Source organism: Kitasatospora sp. NPDC059088 (assembly GCF_042738155.1).
Classification (GTDB): Bacteria; Actinomycetota; Actinomycetes; order Streptomycetales; family Streptomycetaceae; genus Kitasatospora.
On record NZ_JBHYGR010000247.1, the window covers coordinates 4,016 to 5,529 of the forward strand.

1 protein-coding gene is annotated in these 1,514 nt (G+C 64.7%); it reads left to right on the top strand.

What is annotated here, in order from left to right:
• Window positions 1-410: 410 nt before the first annotated feature.
• Window positions 411-1,358 carry a hypothetical protein gene (locus ACFWXO_RS44690; protein WP_380532828.1) on the top strand — a complete coding sequence of 316 codons (948 nt, stop codon included), beginning with the start codon at window positions 411-413 and terminating at the stop codon, window positions 1,356-1,358.
• Window positions 1,359-1,514: the final 156 nt, after the last annotated feature.

The window sequence follows — 1,514 nt, forward strand, 5'->3', positions numbered from 1 at the left end:
GGGGTATCGTCAGCTGACGATACCCACCCCCACCCAAGGCTCCCGACGATTCCCCCGGAGCCGATGTGACGGAAGTCACTCGAAGCCAGTGTCGGGGTGATCTGAGGCCATCAGAGGCATCGCCGCGCAGTCGACATCTCGGCCCCACGGGACCGCGCCCGCATAAGGCCGCACAGTACAAAGGGGACACGGCCTCCATTCCTCAGCCATGGAAACGAATCCGGCGGGGGCGGGGTCCGGAGGAGCCCCCGCCGGGGCTTCCGCGCGGCTGGAAGCCCAACACGACCGGCGGAAGAGCACTCTTGCCGCCGTCCGGCCAGACGCAGCGAAGCGGGCGCGGCACTGCCGGATCGGCCGAAGGCCGATGAAACCCCGTGCGGCCTGGGTCAGTTCATCGCTACCGTCGCCACATGGCAACATCGATCACCTTCGAGAGCCTGCTATCCGGCGCGAAGGACTTCGCTCACCTCGCCCTGGACGCCCACGCAGAAGGCCAGACTGAGGTCTTCCTGTTGGAAGCAGGCGTGAGCGTCGAGCGCCTGGCCAAGGCCACCCTGTTCCGGGTCCACCCGACGCTGCTCTCTGAGGTCAAGGGCAACGACGACATGCTGCTGCACTTCGCTGGCGCCACGGCCAACCCGCCGCGCCGGCTTCACACCATCGGGGCCGCCACCGCCATCACCCGGCTGAGGAAGATGGGGGTCCTGTCCAAGTCCGAAGAACTCGACGGACTGATCGAGCTGAGGAACGGCGTTGCTCACCTTGGGACGAGCAGTGCCGACGACTACCTTGAACCGTTCGTAGAGACCGTCAGCAAGCTCCTCACCCACACGCAGCAGGACCGGGACGAGTTTTGGGGACCATGGGCAGCCACAGCGCAGGTCACCCTCGACCGCCGCTTCGACCGGGTCCAAAAGGCCGTTCTTCTGCGCATTCTCCAGGCCCGATCCAGGGCGAACTCCCGGTTCGGACAGATGCCCAAGGGCACGATCGAGAACGTCGCCAAGGCGGTCGGCGAGGTGGGTCTCGTGATCGTCGAGCGCACCCCGACCGGTGTGCTCTTTCGCATGTCGCGCAAGTGTCCGGCCTGCTTCACAGAAGCAGCCGCGCTCTTCCTGAAGGCGCCGAACGCCGCACTGCTGTACGAGATGGAGCTCATCACAGAGGGACTGCTGTGCAGCCTGTGCGGCCTCCGGCTCGGCAACGAAGAGGAGATCAAGATTGCTGGCCTGCCGGCCACTCTGGTGTGCAAGGTGGAAGACCTCACACCTGCCGCTGATCACGACGCACTCGAACGTGGGCTCTTCCCGTACCTGGTTCCAGACCACGCAACGGACCATGATCACGATGCTTGGTGACCAGCGACCATCGCAGCGTGTCCTTCGTCACTCCCGAAGTCAGGTTCTGGCTCTACAATGCGACATACGTGAGTCCGCTCATCAAGGTGCGCTCCCTCTAGGCGATGTGACCTAACGAGACACGACCACTGTGGGACACGGCATGTGCCGCGATAC